Genomic DNA, 16,142 nt, shown 5'->3' with positions numbered 1-16,142 from the left:
CTGAGGCGGCGCGTTACGGCAACCGTAACATGTTGGTTTTCCGTTTGACAATGGATGTCCGGCAAACCTACGCTTTTCGTCAAGAGTGGCTCGGAACCGCTCGTCGGGCCGGCGTCAGACCGGCAGGAAACTCCAACTGGGATTAAAGAGATGACCGCAAAGATATTGACGCGGGCAGCCGTCGCGCTGCTCGGCACGATCGCCGTTCCTGCCCTCGCCGCCGCGCAGGAGACACCCCTGACGATCGGCATGTCGACGACCCCCACCACCATCGATCCGCATGAGGACAGTTCCGCGCCCAACAACGCGACGTCCCGGCATATCTGGGACAGCCTCGTCAACCTCACGGGCACGTCGGCCAACAGCCCGGAGCTGGCGACGGAATGGAAGGCGGTCGACGCCACCCACTGGGAGTTCAAGTTGCGCGAGGGCGTGACGTTCCACGACGGAAGCGCCTTTGACGCCGACGACGTCGTCGCCTCGCTGCTGCGGGCCCGCGACAAGCCGAGCCAGGGCTTTGCCTCCTATACCCGCAACATCGCGAACGTGACCGCCAAGGACCCGCACACCGTCATCGTCGAGACCGAGGTCCCCGATCCGCTCATCCTCAATTCGGTCAGCCGCATCCGCATCATCAGCGCCGACTGCAAGGACGCGCCGGTCCAGGATTTCGACAGCGGCAAGTGTGCGATCGGAACCGGCGCCTATTCCTTCGTCTCCTATACGCCGGGCGGCAACCTGACGCTGAAGCGCAACGAGGCCTATTTCGCCGGCCCCTCGCACTGGTCCAACGTCACCCTGCGCTTCCTGCCCGACGACGGCGCCCGGCTGGCCTCCCTCCTGTCGAACGAGATCGACATCATCGAGGCCCTTCCGGCCGACGGCATGGCGCGCGTCGAGGCGAGCGACACCCTGCAGGTCATCAACGGCCAGTCCTCGCGCCTCGTCTATCTCGGCATGGACGTCAGCCGCGATGCCTCGCCCTTCATCACGGCGGCGGATGGCTCCGACCTCGGCAAGAACCCGTTCAAGGATATCCGCGTGCGGCGCGCCATGCTGATGTCGATCAATCGACCGGCCATTGTCGAGCGCGTCATGCAGAAGAACGGCACGGTCGCCGACCAGTTCGTGGCCGAAGGCTATGCCGGGCACAGCGACAAGGTCGAAAGCGTCGCCTATGACCCGGCCGCCGCAAAGGCGCTGCTCGCCGAGGCGGGCTATCCGGACGGCTTCGGCCTGACGCTGCACGGTCCTTCCGGGCGCTACGTCAAGGACGCCGAGGTGCTCCAGGCCGTCGGCCAGATGTTCACCCGCATCGGCATCCAGTCCAAGGTCGAGGTGATGCCCTGGGCCATGTATTCGGAAGCCTATGCGGAGGGCAAGTACAGCACCTATCTCGGCTCGTGGGGCGTCAATACCGGCGAGACGACCAATCCGACGGTCGCGCTGGTCGCCACGCGCGACGAGGAGAAGGGGACCGGCCGCTACAATGGCGGCGACGTATCGGACCCGAAGATCGACGAGGTGCTCGCCAAGGCGAGTTCGACCCTCGACGAGGCGGAGCGCGCTCCGCTGCTGCAGGAATTGTCGAAGCAGACCTTCGACAATCTCTGGATCCTGCCCATGCACTACGAGAATGTCGTGCTCGGCGCCCGCAAGACGGTCGCCTACACGCCGCGCGGCGACAAGTACACGCTCGCCTATGACGTGAAGCCCGCGAACTGACGGCGGGCCCGGGGGCCGCGCGAGGCGGCCCCCATTCTTGATTTTCCAGGAGACGACCATGCAGGAACTCGGAACGGGCGATGCCAATGCCCGGGCGAAGGCGATCTATGACTATGGCCAGACGGCGATCTTCGCCTCGCAGGTCGACCCGCGCCTTCACATGCTGCTCTATGTGCCGCCGACGGCGGCCGACGGCCGCAAGCTCGACCTTCTGGTCGCCGTGCACGGCACGGGCCGCACCTCGGCCATCGACTTCCGCGACGGTTTTGCCGAATTCGGCCTCTACAACGATTGCGCCATCCTGTGCCCGATCTTCCCCGTCGGCGTGCTCGGCGACGGCGCACGCTCCGGCTACAAGTTCATCGAGGAAGGCGATATCCGCTATGACCGGGTCGTCCTCGCCATGGTCGAGGAAATGGCCGCCAAATACGGTCAGGACTGGTCGACCTTCGCCATGTTCGGCTTCTCCGGTGGCGGGCATTTCACCCACCGCTTCGCCATCCTTCATCCCGAAAAGCTCTGGGCCGCCTCGATCGGCGCGCCGGGCTCGGTCACGCTCCTCGACCCGACCCGCGACTGGTGGGTCGGCGTCCGCGACCTGGAGGCCCGTTTCGGCCGGCCGTTCCGGCCGCAGGAGCTTGCGAAGGTGCCGGTGCAGATGGTCGTCGGCGATGCCGATCTCGAGACCTGGGAGATCACCCACAAGCCGGGCGGCCGGTATTACATGGAAGGCGCCAACGATGCCGGCGCGACACGCCCCGAGCGTCTGGCGGCGCTTGCGAAATCGTTCCGCGATGCGGGCGTCGACGTGAGCTTCGAGCGCGTGCCGGGCGTCTCCCACGACCGGATCAAGGTGCTGGGCCACGTCAAGGCCTTCCTCGCAAAGGTATTGAAGGACCGTCGCGCAAGATGAGAAACGCAACCATTGTCGCGCCGCAGCCCGAGGCGGTGGAAGCGGGCGCGCATGTCCTGGAGCGCGGCGGCAACGCCATCGATGCCGCGCTCGCCTGCGCCTTCGTTCAGGGCGTCGTCGATCCGCAGATGGCGGGCATCGGCGGGTTCGGCTCCATGCATGTGCATATGCCCAAGAAGGGCGTGCACGACATCCTGGAATTCTACGCCCGGGCCCCTCTGAAGGCGACGCCGGACATGTGGCTGGGCGCCATCAAACACGAGAGCCGGGACGGCTTCGGCTATGTGCTGGAGGGCAATGTCTCGGATATCGGCTATCTTGCGGTCTGCACGCCGGGCTCCCTCAAGGGCTACGAGACGGCGCTGCGCGACTACGGCACCTTCGATTGGGCCGACCTCATCGCGCCGGCGATCCGCTATGCCCGCGACGGCTTCATGATCCGCAGCCACATGCACTGGTACTGGACCAAGGACCAGTCGAACGACGGCTTTGCCAACACGTTCGAGAAGCTGCGCTATTCGGCCACCGGCCGGCGCGTCTATTTCCACGACGACGGCAGCATCCGCAATGTCGGGGAAACGCTCGTCAACACGGACATGGCCGAGACGCTCGAGCGGATCGCGCGTAGCGGCGGATCCGACATCTTCTACCAGGGCGAGATCGCCGAGCAGATTGCCGGCGACTTCAAGGCCAATGGCGGCCTGATCGACCGGCAGGATCTCGCGCGCTACGAACTGTCGCGGGTAAAGCCCGTCTGGGGCGAATATCGCGGACATCGCATCGCCACCTCGCCGCCGCCGGGCTCCGGCTTCCCGCTGCTCGAATTGCTGCACATCATGGAGCAGTTCGACGTCGGCGCGATGCAGCACGGCAGCACCGAGCATATCCGCATCCTGTTCGAGGCGATGAAGCGCATGACGATCGACAAGGACGCTCATATGGGCGACCCCGCCTATGTCGACGTGCCCTATGAAAAACTCCTGTCGCGCGACCATGCCGTCGCCCTGGCGGCCTCGATCAAGGCCGGCGAAAGGGCCAATGTCGCGCGCCTCGACCGGTCTCAGCGCGACACGACCCATATCTCGGTGATCGACAAGGACGGCAATGCCGTCGCCATGACCCATACGCTGGGCAGTCCCTCCGGCGCGATCACGGACGGCCTCGGTTTCATGTATAATGGCACCATGAGCCGCTTCAATCCGGTTCCGGGAAAGCCCGGTTCCATCGCCCCCGGAAAGCGCCGGCCGAGTTCCGCCGCCCCGACCATCGTCTTCAAGGATGAGGAACCCAGCATCGTGATCGGCGCGCCGGGCGGAAGCTACATCGCGCCCGCGGTCGCCCAGTGCCTCATGAACATGATCGACTTCGGCATGCCGGTGCTCGAGGCGGTCGTCGCGCCCCGGATCGTCGGCGTCTCGAACACCATCGACATTTGCAACCGCATCCGCCATTCGGTCGAGGACGAACTGCGCGCCGAAGGCTATCAGGTGGCGCGCTCCTCCCAGACCTACGCATTCGCGGCGGTCCACGCGATCCGGATCGAGGACGGCGTGTCCAGGGGCGCGGCCGATCCGCAACGCGACGGGATGGCGATCTCCGTCGCCTAGAACCCCGCGACCGGGCGCAATCGCCGCGGCGCCGGACCATGCGGTAGAAACTGGAGCAGGCAATGGTCACATCGATAATCAGGCGGTTGATACAGGCGATGTTCGTCGTCGTCGCGATGACGGTGATCGTCTTCATCGGCGTGAACGTCATCGGCAATCCGGTCGATATCCTGATCAACCCGGACGCCAACCAGGCCGAGCGCGCCCGCGTGATCGCCCATTACGGCCTCGACCAGCCGCTCTGGCGGCAATATCTCCTGTTCCTGCAAGGCCTGCTGCACGGCGATTTCGGCAACAGCTTCGTCTATGGCCGCCCGGCCATGGGCCTCATCCTGGAGCGCCTGCCGGCGACGCTCGAACTGGCGATCTCGGCGCTGGTTATCGCGCTCGTCTTCGGCCTGCCGCTCGGCCTCTATGCCGGGCTCTATCCGAACCGGGTCTCCTCGAAGCTGATCATGAGCGGCTCCATCCTCGGCTTCTCGCTGCCGACATTCTGGGTGGGCCTGATGCTGATCATGGTCTTCTCGGTCGAGCTCGGCTGGCTGCCGACCAACGGGCGCGGCCCGACGCTGGACCTGTTCGGCGTGCAATGGTCGTTCCTGACGGGGGAGGGGCTGCGGCATCTCCTCCTGCCGGCCTTCAACCTCGCTTTGTTCAAGACGTCTCTCATCCTGCGGCTGACGCGCGCCGGCGTGCAGGAGGTCCTGCCCCAGGACTACATCAAGTTCGCCCGGGCGAAGGGCCTGCGCGAGCGGCGGGTGATCGCCGTGCATGTGCTCAAGAACCTGATGATCCCCGTCGTGACGATCATCGGCCTCGAATTCGGCTCGCTCATCGCCTTCTCGGTGGTCACTGAAAGCATCTTCGCCTGGCCGGGCATGGGCAAGCTGATCATCGATTCGATCAACCTCCTCGATCGCCCCGTCATCGTCGCCTACCTGATGATGATGGTCCTGCTCTTCGTCGTCCTGAACTTCATCATCGACGTCTGTTACACCATGCTGGACCCGCGGGTCCGGCTGGATTCGAAGGCTTAAACCCATGGCCGAACACGATATGCACGAGACGGACAGGACGCCCGCCGAACCCGGCCGCCTTTCCAGGAACATCGCCGACTTCTTCGCCTCGCCGGCGGCGGCGGCCGGCTTCGTCACCCTTTTCGTCATCTGTTGCCTGGCGCTTCTGGCGCCCTGGATATCGCCGCAGAACCCCTATGACCTGATGCAGCTCGACATCATGGATGGGCGCCTGCCGCCGGGGTCGGAATCGATGACCGGCCTCGTCTATCACCTCGGCACGGACAGCCAGGGCCGGGACATCCTGTCCGGCATCCTCTACGGCCTTCGCACGTCGCTCTTGGTCGGCGTGCTCTCCGCCTTCGCCGCGGCCATCATCGGCACGACGGCCGGCCTGTTCGCCGCCTATATGGGGCGCCGGACGGAAACCGTGATCATGCGTCTTGTCGACCTGCAGCTGTCGTTCCCGACGATCCTGATGGCGCTGATGATGCTCGCCATCCTCGGCAAGGGGGTGCTCAATGTCGTCATCGCGCTGATCATCGCCGAATGGGCGACCTATGCGCGCACCGTCCGCGCGACCGCCCTCGTCGAGCGCGAGAAGGAATATATCGAGGCGGCGCGCATGCTGCGCCTGCCGGGCTGGCGCATCCTCTTCCGGCACTTGCTGCCAAACTGTCTCGCCCCCGTCATCGTCATCGCGACCATGCAGGTGGCGCGCGCCATCGGCCTCGAGGCGACGCTTTCCTTCCTCGGCCTCGGTGCCTCGGTCACCGAACCCTCGCTCGGCATGCTGATCTCGACCGGATACCAGTATCTGCTGACAGGCCTCTACTGGATCAGCTTCTTCCCCGGCATCGCGCTCCTCGTCACCATCGTCGCCATCAACCTCGTCGGTGACCGCCTGCGCGACGTGCTCAATCCGAGGAACGCATCATGACGGCGCTCTTGCAGGTCCGCAATCTGGTCACCGAGTTCGGCGGGGGCAGGGGGCAGCCCGGTACGAGGGCGGTCAACGACGTGTCCTTCGCGCTCGACCGCGGCCGCGTGCTCGGCCTGGTGGGGGAGTCGGGCTCGGGAAAGTCGGTCACCGGCTTTTCGATCATCCGCCTGCTGGAGCGGCCCGGCCGCATCGCCTCGGGCGAGATCCTCTTCGACGGCGTCGACATCAGCCGGAGTTCGGAAGAGGAGATGCGCCGCCTGCGCGGCAAGCGGATCGCGATGGTGTTCCAGGATCCGACGATGACGCTCAACCCCGTCCTGTCGGTCGGCACGCAGATGATCGAGGCCGTGCTGGCCCATGAGAGCGTGCCGAAGGAAGTTGCCCGCCAGCGCGCCCGCGATGCGCTCGGCCGCGTCGGCATACCGAGCCCCGAGGAGCGGCTTGCGGCCTATCCCCACCAGTTTTCCGGCGGCATGCGCCAGCGCGTGGCCATCGCCATCGCGCTCCTGCACAAGCCCGATCTCATCATCGCCGACGAGCCGACGACGGCGCTCGACGTGACGATCCAGAGCCAGATCATCGCGGAATTCCAGAAGCTCGCCGAGGAGGCGAGGACCGCGGTGATCTGGGTCACCCATGATCTCGCCATCGTCTCGCGGCTGGCCGACGACATCGCCGTCATGTATGCCGGCCGGCTGGTCGAGACGGGCCCCGTCGGGGTGGTCCTCAGCGATCCCCGCCATCCCTACACCGCGGGCCTGATCGCTTCCGTGCCGTCGCAGAACCATCGCGGGGAGCGCCTGCGCCAGATCGACGGCATGACGCCGGCCCTCAACCGCCTGCCGCAGGGCTGCAGTTTCCGCACGCGCTGCGCACGGGCCGACGACGGCTGTCGCGTCATGCCCGGCCTCACCCCCGCGGGCGACCGCTCCTTCCGCTGCATCCATCCCGTGACGAGAGGACCCGCATCATGACGGTTGCCGAGCCCCCCCTGATCGAGGCCCCTTTGATCGAGGCCAGGACGATAACGCAGCGTTTCGGCGCCCGGCCGGACCTCGCCGCGAAGATCGCGCTCGCCCTGAAACTGGCGAAGCCCGCTCCGGTCGTTCATGCGCTGGACGGCGTGAGCCTCAGCATCCGCAGCGGCGAGGTCGTCGGCCTCGTCGGCGAAAGCGGCTGCGGGAAATCGACCCTCGGCCGCGTCATCGCCGGGATCGCCGCGCCGACCGATGGTGCCGTATTCTGGAAGGGCGTCGACCGCAGGACGATGTCCGCCGCCGAGCAGAAGGAGGCGGGCCTCGCCACCCAGATGATCTTCCAGAACCCGATGGCCGCCCTCAATCCGCGCATGACCATCGAGGAGCTGATCTTCGAGGCGCCGAAGACGCATGGCCTGGCGCGCGCGGCAGAGCGCGCCGCCTATGTGGACAACTACCTGACGCTGGCCGGGTTCGATCCCTCCATGAAGTCGCGCTATCCGCACCAGTTCTCCGGTGGCCAGCGCCAGCGGGTCAACATCGCACGGGCGCTGGCCGTCCAGCCGAAGTTCCTCGTCTGCGACGAAAGCGTCGCCGCCCTCGACGTCTCCATCCAGGCGCAGGTGATCAACCTGTTCATGGACCTCAGGGACCGGCTGGACCTGACCTATCTCTTCGTCAGCCACGATCTCGGCGTGGTGGAGCACATCTCCGACCGGGTCGCGATCATGTATCTCGGCCGGATCGTCGAGGAGGCGCCCGTCGAGGAGGTCTTCCGGCGTCCCAACCATCCCTATACGAAGGCCCTGCTTGCGGAGGTTCCCCGCATCGAGACCGGCAAGCGGCGGTTCAAGGCCGTGGAAGGCGAGCTTCCAAGCCCCCTCGATCCGCCGAAGGGCTGTCATTTCCATCCCCGCTGCCCGTTCGCCATGGACCGTTGCCGGGTGGAGGTGCCGCTCCGCAAGGAAGTGGCGCCGAACCACCTGTCGGCCTGCCACCTCAACGGCTGACGGGCCGCCGGCGCATTCCGCCCATTCAATCCGCAAGACAGGAGGTCGGCCGTGACCGAGACCTTTTCCCATTCCGGCGCCAATGACGTGGCGGCGCTGATCGCCGCCGCCGTCGAGGAGAACGAGGCGCGCTTCATCGATATCCGCCGGCGCATCCACGAATATCCCGAAATCGCCTTCGAGGAGGTCCAGACGGCCGCCCTCGTGGCGGAGACCCTTACGAGCCTCGGGATCGAGCACCGGACGGGCATCGGCCGCACCGGCGTCGTCGGGCATATCCGCGGCGGAAGGCCAGGTCCGACCTTGCTGATCCGCGCGGACATGGACGCCCTGCCGATGCAGGAGGAGACGGGGCTCCCCTATGCAAGCAAGATCCCGAACCGCATGCATGCCTGCGGCCACGATCTCCACACCGCGACGCTGCTCGCCATCGGCGCCGTTCTGAAGCGCATGGAGGATCGGCTGGCCGGCGAGGTCCGCCTCGTCTTCCAGCCGGCGGAGGAGGCGATCGGCGGGGCAAAGGAGATGATCGCCGACGGGGTGATGGAGGGCGTCGACATGGCGCTGAGCCTGCACAACCGGCCTGAAATCGCTTGCGGCCGGTTCGGCATCGTGCACGGCTATGCCAATGCCGCGGTCGATTCCTTCGACATCACCGTGCTCGGCAAGGGGGGCCATGCGGCCCGCCCCTATGCCGCCATCGACCCGATCGTCATCGCGGGCCAGTTGATCGGCCAGTTGCAGACCATCGTGTCGCGAAACGTGCGGGCGCTCGATGCCTGCGTGGTGACGGTCGGATCGATCCATGCGGGCGAGGCCAGGAACATCATCCCCGACCGCTGCGAGCTGAAGGGAACCGTGCGCAGCCGGCAGCCGGAGGCGCGCGATGCGGCGGAGGCCGGCCTGCGCCGGCTGTGCGAGGGGACGGCATTGAGCTTCGGGGCAGGGTGCGAACTCACCTACAGGCGCGGCACCCCTCCCATCTTCAACGATGCGGGCATGCTCGAGCATACGCTTCGCGCGATCAACGCACAGCTCGGCGACGTGGCCTTCGACTACGAGCCGAGCATGGGGGGCGAGGATTTTGCGCTTTTCGCGGAAATGGTTCCCTCCTTCAGGCTGCTCGTCGGCTCCTCGCAGCCGGGACGATCGGACAAGGTGCACAATTCCGATTATCAGCCGGACGAGCGCTCCATCGCCTTCGGAACCCTGGCACTGGCGAGAACGGCGGTTGATCTTCTGAGTTAGGCGTGAAGCGGCAGACTATCGACCTAATGCCGGCGAGTTCATGATCGCAGAGACGATCGCCCATCTCTTCGAGACCTTTTCTCGTGTCGGAGCCTCTGAGGCCTTCGCGTGCTGCACAACCGCGTTACGCCGTGGGCCTATGGCTATGCTGCCATCGCTGATCGGGCACGGAAGATCGATAATCAGCTGGACGCGAGATCATGGAAGCCAACGAGGGCACACGGTACAGCAGTTTTACTCTTTCTGCTCGTGATTGCGATACTCTCTATTGTCGGTCTTTCGAAATGCCGCACCTAAAGGCCTGACAGAAGACTGCACTCGATCACACGTTCTGATGGGCAAAAACTTGCATAACAGGCGGCAACCACAGAAGTGCTAGCTCCCAAGATTGAAGGGCATGTCGCCAAGAGGTTATAGGATAGCTTCAATCCCTTTTCGGCGGATGACATTCAATAGGGCCAGCGCTGGCCCGGTCGGACGCTTCAGCCCGCGTTCCAATTGAGAGATATGTCCCGCCGATAGATTCAGGTAGCGAGCAAAAACGGCTTGGCTCATATGCGCCTTCTCCCGCAAAGCCCGAATGTCATCGGCACTAAGGGGAGTAGCGGTCTGTGGCGCGGCATTCAAATCCCGCATCGTAATCTTCTGGAAATCGTCGTCCGCCAAGGTGCCGTTGGCGTGCATGTCGTTAGCCAGTTCCAAAATTTCGAGCCGGATACGGGACACCGTTTCAGCTTTCTTTGCCATTGCTCACCTCGCTTAGAATCCTGGCCGTCACATCGGCCCCAATGCGCTCTGGATATTTCAACCATTGCTGAGCGATGATTTTCAGGTCTTCAAGATCGTTCGCACTGATGTTTTCCCGTTCATTCTTGGCAAAGCCGGTCAGGAAGATTGCTAGGCTTCCCATGCGGAAAACCAGAATGGTCCTATAGCCCCCGCTGCGGCCTTGGCCGGGGCGTGCAACGCGCTGCTTGATAAGGCCGCCACCGAGATCGGCGTCAATCAAACCGTCGCTGGCCCGCTGCACGGCATCAAGAAGTTGCTTTTCCTTGATGCTTTCTTTGCGCGCAAATCGGCTGAAAATTCGGGTTTCGTAAACGCGCACATCAGTTCCCTAGTTCACCAAACTATAGTGCAAAGCATTAGGTTTAACAACAGGTGAGCCGCAGTCTGCCTTATCAATTTCCCTGCCGCCCCTACAGCCACCTATGACGATTACGACTGGGTGACCGCTATGCGGGGGCCTATCAGTCGATCGACTAGCATCGACGCGCTGGCCTGCCGGTTCTCGACATGCAGCGTAAGCGGTCATACGCTTCGCGCGATCAACGCGCAGCTCGGCGACGTGGCCTTCGACTACGAGCCGAGCATGGGGGGCGAGGATTTTGCGCTTTTCGTGGAAATGGTCCCCCTCCTTCAGGCTGCTCGTCGGCTCCTCGCAGCCGGGACGATCGGACAAGGTGCACAATACCGATTATCAGCCGGACGAGCGCTCCATCGCCTTCGGAACCCTGGCACTGGCAAGAACGGCGGTCGATCTTCTCAGCTGAGGCACATTGACAAGTATGCTACTCAGTAGCAATTTTGTCAGCAAGGAGAGAAGCCGATGAGCGTGAAATCGTCGATTTCGCTGACAGAGCAGCAGGATGCCTTCGCCCGTTCACTCGTGGACAGCGGCCGCTATTCCAGCATGAGTTCGGTTCTTCAGCAGGGCCTGGAGCTGCTTCGCCAAAAGACGGAAGCCGAGGCGGTCGAAACGGCGGCGCTGCGCGAATTGGTTCAGCGCCGATTGGAAGGTCCTAGGATTTCCGCGCCGGAAATGGAAGGCCGTGTCACGGCAATGGTCGAGCGGAAGCGGCGGGCTCTCCGTGTGGACCCTTGAATATTCCGAGCATGCCGAACGGGATTTCGAGCTGATCTTCGACCATCTGTTCGATGCCTATGTCGAACTCGGGGATCCGCCCGGCGAGGCCCTGGAGCGTAGCGTTGAGCGGATCCGTAAACTGCGCGTCGAAATCGATCGTCTCGTCGATACACCTTACATCGGGACCGTGCGGCCCGATATTCATCCGGGGATTCGGTTCCTTCGGCGCGACAAGGCGGCTGTTTGGTTTCTGCCGGTAGGGTCCGAAGCCACACTCATTGTGGTGGCAATCTTCTACGCCGCACAAGACCACATCCGGAAGATGCTCTCGCGCATGCTGGTGTAGAGGCAAGGCCAGGGCGCAAAAGCGCCCTGGCCCGTTCGTTGGCGGCGCGGTTATTGCGCGGCTTCTTCGATCAGGTCGGCAACGACCTGCGGCTTCGAGACCATGACGACATGGGACGCGCCTTCGACCACGACCGTGTGTTTGGAGCCGGCCCGTTCCGCCATGAAGCCGAGCGCCTTGGCCGGGATGTTCTTGTCGCCATTCCCGTAGACGAAATAGGAGGGCAGCGCCTTCCAGGCGGGATCGCCCGACTTGTCCGTCAATGCGGCTTCCGTGATGGGCCGCTGGCCGGCGGCCATCAGGGCGGCTTCCGCGACCGGGACGTCATGGGCGAACTGGTCGTGGAACTTCGCCTGGTCGATATAGAGGTCGACGCCGCCCTCGGCGAGCTTGACCGGGGGCGCCAGCGCTTCGCCGAGCGTCCCGCCGGGGAACCTGCCGGCCAATTCGGCCGCCGCTTCGCCTTTCTCCGGGGCGAAGGCTGCGACATAGACCAGCGACTTGACGTTGTCGTGGCCCGCAACCGCGTTCGTGATCACCTGGCCGCCATAGGAATGGCCGACGAGAACCACCGGCCCCTCGATGCTTGCGACGACGTCCGAGACGGTCCGGGCGTCGTTCAACACGCTGCGCAGCGGATTGGCGACGGCGACGGTCCTGTATCCGTCCTTCTGGAGGGCCGTGATCACGCCGTTCCAGCTCGACGCGTCGGCAAATGCGCCGTGGACGAGGACGATCGTGGGCTTCACGGGTTCGGCAAGGGACGGGCCGGTGAAGAGGGCGGTGGCAAGGGCGAGGGTAGCGGCAAGCTTGGACATGACGGTCTCTTTTCTGGATCTGGTGTGATGGGGTCCGGGGGCGCTCAGGCGCGGATGAAGGCCAGAACGTCGGCGTTGAAGCGGTCGGCGTCGGTTTCCGCCAGCCCGTGGGAGCCGCCGGCATAGATCTTCAGCGTCGCATCCGGGACGATTTCAACGGCGCGATGGGCGGAAGCGATGATCGGCACGATCTGGTCGTCGTCACCATGGATGATCAGGGTCGGGCGATCGATCCGCTGGAGGTCCTGCGTATAGTCGACCTCGGAGAACTCGCGGATGCAATCATATTGCCCCTTGATGCCGCCCTGCAGGCCGATCCGACGGAAGTTCTCGCGCAAGCCCGCATTGCTCTCCACCCCATCGCGATTGAAGCCGTAGAAGGGGACGGTCAGGTCGAAGAAGAACTGCGAGCGGTTTTTGGCCGTGTTGTCGCGGATGTCGTCGAAGACCGAGATCGGGGTGCCGTCGGGGTTCGCGTCCGTCTTCAGCATCAGCGGCGGGACCGCGCCGACCAGGACGACCTTGGCGACGCGCGCCGTGCCGTGGCGGCCGATGTAATGCGCGACCTCGCCCCCGCCCGTCGAATGCCCGACGAGAATGACATCCCGCAGGTCCAGCGCCTCGATCAGTTCCGCCAGGTCGTCCGCGTACTGGTCCATGGTGTTGCCGCTCCAGGTCTGGTCCGAGCGGCCGTGGCTGCGGCGGTCATGCGCGATGACCCGATAGCCGTTCTGACCGAAGAACAGCATCTGCTGGTCCCAGGCGTCGGACGACAGCGGCCAGCCATGGGCGAAGAGGATGGGCTGGCCCGTGCCCCAGTCCTTGTAGAAGAGGCGGGTGCCGTCGGTGGTGGTGAAGTGGCTCATCGGGGTCTCCATTGCGTTTGTGTACGATTGATTGGTGTGCGACCTATTTACTGACCCAAAATACCTATGTCAATCGCTTGCAAACACATCGCGCACAAATTATTTTAAGGGAAAGGAGGATCGCCATGACCGCAAACCCCGACGACCCGCGTCATCCCCTGCCGGATGTCACGGAAATGCTCTGCTTTTCCATCTATTCCGCAGGACACGCCTTTACCCAGCTCTACCGGCCGCTGCTGGAAAAGCTCAATCTGACCTATCCGCAGTTTCTGGTCATGATGACGCTCTGGGGCCGGGAAGGGCGGACCGTGAAGGAGCTCGGCAAGACGCTCTTTCTCGATTCGAGCACGCTCACGCCGCTTTTGAAGCGGCTGGAGGCGGCGGGCCTCGTCACCCGGACGCGCAACCCGAAGGACGAGCGCGAGGTCCTGCTGCATCTGACGGAGCAGGGGCGCGGCCTGAAGGGCCAGGCGGCGGAGGTCATGGCCTGCGTCAGCGAAGGGGTGGGGCTCGATAAGGAAACGCTCGACACCCTTCAGGCCGCCATCGACGCCATACGGGATCGCCTGCATGAACAGGGGCCGTCCGGCACCAGGTGATTTTCAGGGCGGGATTGGCCCCCGCTCAAGCGCGCGGAAGATCCGTTCTTCCGCAATCGCTCCTCACAGCGTGCCCATGCCGCCGTCGATCATGATCTCGCTGCCGACCGTATAGGCCGCCTCATCCGAGGCGAGGAAGACCACGGCCTTGGCGATCTCGGAGGGCGTGCCGAAGCGGCCGGCCGGAACGAGGCCCTTGATGTTCTGCTCGACAGACTTCAGGTCCGCCTCGCTGAAGCCGAGCTTGCCGTAGAGCGGCGTCGAGACGGGGCCGGGGCTGACCGCGTTGAGGCGGATGCCGCGGCCGATCAATTCGCCGGACAGCGTGCGGATGAGCGATTGCAGCGCCGCCTTCGAGGCGCCGTAGACGCTGGAATTCGGCATGCCGACATGGGCGTTGACCGAGGTGTTCAAGACGATCGAGGCCGGATTTGCAAAGAGCGGCAGCAGGGCCTGAATCAGGAAATAGGGCCCCTTCACATTGATGTCGAAGAGGCGGTCAAAACCCGCTTCGTCCCAGGCCTCGAGCGGCTTGAGCAGGGCGATACCCGCATTCACGAAAAGGATGTCGAGCCCGCCGAAGGCCTCCTTGATCGTCGCCGCCACTTGGCTCTGCCCGGCGATGTCGGCAGCATCGGCCTTTATGACGAGGGCGCCTTCGCCCAGTTCGCGGCGTGCGGCCTCCAGCGTTTCCGGATTGGTGCCGGTGACCGCGACGCGGGCGCCTTCGGCGAGGAATTGCCGGGCGGTTTCAAGGCCGATGCCGCTGGTGCCGCCGGTAATGAGAGCGCGTTTGTTCTTGAGCCTGTCCATTGTCCTGTTCCTTTCTGTCCCGTGGTCGGGTTGGTTGACCTGAATATGGCGCAAGCCGGACGTCCGGACTATGATGCAGGCGGAAGACCTACCTTCCGGGAAAGCCGAACGATGAAGCTCGATGGCATGGCAAGTTTCGTGGCGGTCGCCGACGCGGGTTCGATCAGCGAGGCGGCGCGCCTGCTGCGCCTGTCGAAGTCGGTGGTCAGCGACCGGTTGGCCGAACTGGAACGCAGCCTCGGCACGACGCTGCTCCACCGCACCACCCGGCGCCTGTCGGTGACGGAAGACGGGGCCGCCTTCCTCGAGCGTGCCCGGCGGATCCTTCGTGACGTCTCGGATGCGGCGACGGAGCTTGCCGAGCGGCGCGGCGCGCTGGCCGGCCCCATGCGCATCTCCGCCCCCGTCACCTTCGGCCGGCTGCATCTGGGCCCGGCGCTCTATCCGTTTCTGGCCGCCAACCCCAGGATCGAGCTTGCGCTCGACCTCGACGACCGCCGCGTCGACATCGCGTCCGGCGCCCATGACGCGGTCCTGCGGCATGGCACGATCGACGATTCCCGCCTGATGGTCTGGCGTCTTGCACCAAGCCGCCGCGTGCTGGTCGCCTCGGCCGACTATCTCGCCCGCCACGGCCGGCCGCAAACCACCGCCGAGCTCGATGCGCACAAAGGCATTTTCTATACGAACCGGGGTGTCGCCGACTGGCGCTTCGCCACCCCGCGGGGCGGCGAGATCGTTCGTGCGCGGGTGGGCTTGCGCGTCAACAACGGCGACATGATGCGGGATGCGGCGGTGGCCGGGCTCGGCATCGCGCTTCTGCCCCTCTTCATAGCCGGCCCGGACATCCGGGCGGGCCGCCTCACGGGCGTTGACGTGGGGGCGGAGGCTGTCCGCGAGTTCATCTACCTCGCCCATCCGGAGGGCAGGCGGCCCTCGGCCAAGCTGCGCGCCCTTGCCGAGCACCTGAAGACGGCCTTCGGCGATCCGCCCTATTGGGAAGAGGGCATGAATTGAGCGCTTTCGCTCCGCGCTGCAAGGCATCGGACATCAGGCCGCTCAGGCGAGCTAGGGTCGATGGGCGCGATGCGTTCCGCGGGAAGAAGGGCGTGCTCGGAACGGATTGCGGTTCCCGGCTGCCGGCGCTGCTGGCGCGGGAAGGCTGGGAAAAACCTCCGGCAAAGAGGGGCTGGATGGTGGAGTGCCGGCCTAGCCGCAGCCTCCTCGCCGCCACGGAATCGTGTGCCATCACGACTTTGAGAGCTGCCAGATAAAGTTGCAGAGTCATAGTTGACTCTTTTCCTCCACTTCAATATTGCTGCTCGCACAAGATGTGTAGAAAGGGGTGAGGCTCTTCCATGATAATCATCCGTTCCTCAGGCGCCCATGCGAAA

At 64.6% G+C, this 16,142-nt stretch carries 18 protein-coding genes; 13 read left to right on the top strand and 5 right to left on the bottom strand.

The window, feature by feature from the left end:
• Positions 1–150 precede the first annotated feature (150 nt).
• The 8 genes from AB3G45_RS28085 to AB3G45_RS28050 all read left to right on the top strand — a co-directional run bounded on the left by AB3G45_RS28085 (position 151) and on the right by AB3G45_RS28050 (position 9,439).
• Positions 151–1,725, top strand: a complete 1,575-nt coding sequence (locus AB3G45_RS28085; RefSeq protein WP_367833825.1) for an ABC transporter substrate-binding protein — start codon at positions 151–153, stop codon at positions 1,723–1,725.
• Positions 1,726–1,783: 58 nt separating this feature from the next.
• Entirely contained in the window at positions 1,784–2,638 is an 855-nt protein-coding gene (locus AB3G45_RS28080; protein ID WP_367833824.1) for an alpha/beta hydrolase, read from the top strand.
• Entirely contained in the window at positions 2,635–4,245 is a 1,611-nt protein-coding gene (gene ggt, locus AB3G45_RS28075) for a gamma-glutamyltransferase (RefSeq protein ID WP_367833823.1), read from the top strand. Before AB3G45_RS28080 ends, ggt begins: the two co-directional genes overlap by 4 nt.
• A 62-nt stretch (positions 4,246–4,307) precedes the next feature.
• The gene (locus AB3G45_RS28070; protein ID WP_367833822.1) at positions 4,308–5,282 is read left to right on the top strand and encodes an ABC transporter permease; all 975 of its coding nucleotides are present in this window, start codon (positions 4,308–4,310) and stop codon (positions 5,280–5,282) included.
• Between the two features lie 4 nt (positions 5,283–5,286).
• Entirely contained in the window at positions 5,287–6,201 is a 915-nt protein-coding gene (locus tag AB3G45_RS28065) for an ABC transporter permease (protein ID WP_367833821.1), read from the top strand.
• Positions 6,198–7,178, top strand: a complete 981-nt coding sequence (locus AB3G45_RS28060; RefSeq protein WP_367833820.1) for an ABC transporter ATP-binding protein — start codon at positions 6,198–6,200, stop codon at positions 7,176–7,178. The genes AB3G45_RS28065 and AB3G45_RS28060 overlap by 4 nt, the downstream gene beginning before the upstream one ends.
• The gene (locus AB3G45_RS28055; RefSeq protein ID WP_367833819.1) at positions 7,175–8,191 is read left to right on the top strand and encodes an ABC transporter ATP-binding protein; all 1,017 of its coding nucleotides are present in this window, start codon (positions 7,175–7,177) and stop codon (positions 8,189–8,191) included. The genes AB3G45_RS28060 and AB3G45_RS28055 overlap by 4 nt, the downstream gene beginning before the upstream one ends.
• A 51-nt stretch (positions 8,192–8,242) precedes the next feature.
• The gene (locus tag AB3G45_RS28050) at positions 8,243–9,439 is read left to right on the top strand and encodes a M20 family metallopeptidase (protein WP_367833818.1); all 1,197 of its coding nucleotides are present in this window, start codon (positions 8,243–8,245) and stop codon (positions 9,437–9,439) included.
• A 411-nt stretch (positions 9,440–9,850) separates the two neighbouring features.
• Here the strand turns inward: AB3G45_RS28050 and AB3G45_RS28045 are convergent, their stop codons facing one another.
• Positions 9,851–10,186 (bottom strand): helix-turn-helix domain-containing protein, encoded by a 336-nt coding sequence (locus AB3G45_RS28045; RefSeq protein ID WP_367833817.1) that lies wholly within the window; start codon positions 10,184–10,186, stop codon positions 9,851–9,853.
• Entirely contained in the window at positions 10,170–10,547 is a 378-nt protein-coding gene (locus AB3G45_RS28040; protein ID WP_367833816.1) for a type II toxin-antitoxin system RelE/ParE family toxin, read from the bottom strand. The genes AB3G45_RS28045 and AB3G45_RS28040 overlap by 17 nt, the downstream gene beginning before the upstream one ends.
• 280 nt (positions 10,548–10,827) lie before the next feature.
• Between AB3G45_RS28040 and AB3G45_RS28035 the strand changes: the two genes are divergently transcribed.
• Genes AB3G45_RS28035 through AB3G45_RS28025 form a run of 3 tightly spaced genes read left to right on the top strand, consistent with a single transcriptional unit; the run spans position 10,828 to position 11,652 of the window.
• On the top strand, positions 10,828–10,992 hold the full coding sequence (locus AB3G45_RS28035; protein WP_367833815.1) for a hypothetical protein: 165 nt from the start codon (positions 10,828–10,830) through the stop codon (positions 10,990–10,992).
• Positions 10,993–11,048: 56 nt separating this feature from the next.
• On the top strand, positions 11,049–11,324 hold the full coding sequence (locus tag AB3G45_RS28030) for a type II toxin-antitoxin system ParD family antitoxin (protein WP_367833814.1): 276 nt from the start codon (positions 11,049–11,051) through the stop codon (positions 11,322–11,324).
• Positions 11,311–11,652 carry a type II toxin-antitoxin system RelE/ParE family toxin gene (locus AB3G45_RS28025; RefSeq protein ID WP_367833813.1) on the top strand — a complete coding sequence of 114 codons (342 nt, stop codon included), beginning with the start codon at positions 11,311–11,313 and terminating at the stop codon, positions 11,650–11,652. Before AB3G45_RS28030 ends, AB3G45_RS28025 begins: the two co-directional genes overlap by 14 nt.
• Positions 11,653–11,702: 50 nt before the next feature.
• Here AB3G45_RS28025 and AB3G45_RS28020 read toward each other — a convergent pair whose 3' ends face one another.
• Both AB3G45_RS28020 and AB3G45_RS28015 read right to left on the bottom strand, forming a co-directional pair.
• Positions 11,703–12,470 carry an alpha/beta fold hydrolase gene (locus AB3G45_RS28020; protein WP_367833812.1) on the bottom strand — a complete coding sequence of 256 codons (768 nt, stop codon included), beginning with the start codon at positions 12,468–12,470 and terminating at the stop codon, positions 11,703–11,705.
• 44 nt (positions 12,471–12,514) lie between these two features.
• Positions 12,515–13,336: an alpha/beta fold hydrolase gene (locus AB3G45_RS28015; RefSeq protein WP_367833811.1), complete on the bottom strand. Its 822-nt coding sequence runs from the start codon at positions 13,334–13,336 to the stop codon at positions 12,515–12,517.
• A gap of 125 nt (positions 13,337–13,461) precedes the next feature.
• Here AB3G45_RS28015 and AB3G45_RS28010 point away from each other — a divergent pair, with 125 nt between their 5' ends.
• Positions 13,462–13,935, top strand: a complete 474-nt coding sequence (locus tag AB3G45_RS28010; RefSeq protein WP_367833810.1) for a MarR family winged helix-turn-helix transcriptional regulator — start codon at positions 13,462–13,464, stop codon at positions 13,933–13,935.
• Between the two features lie 63 nt (positions 13,936–13,998).
• On the opposite strand, the gene AB3G45_RS28005 is transcribed toward AB3G45_RS28010, so the two are convergent.
• A complete protein-coding gene (locus AB3G45_RS28005) occupies positions 13,999–14,748 on the bottom strand; it encodes an SDR family oxidoreductase (RefSeq protein WP_367833809.1) in 750 nt (249 codons plus the stop codon).
• A 111-nt stretch (positions 14,749–14,859) separates the two neighbouring features.
• Between AB3G45_RS28005 and AB3G45_RS28000 the strand changes: the two genes are divergently transcribed.
• On the top strand, positions 14,860–15,765 hold the full coding sequence (locus AB3G45_RS28000; protein ID WP_367833808.1) for a LysR family transcriptional regulator: 906 nt from the start codon (positions 14,860–14,862) through the stop codon (positions 15,763–15,765).
• Positions 15,766–16,142: the final 377 nt, after the last annotated feature.

Origin of the sequence: Shinella sp. S4-D37 (assembly GCF_040812195.1) — a bacterium.
GTDB lineage: Bacteria > Pseudomonadota > Alphaproteobacteria > Rhizobiales > Rhizobiaceae > Shinella.
Note: the sequence above shows the minus strand (reverse complement) of the source record. Positions and strands in the feature narration are given on the sequence as shown.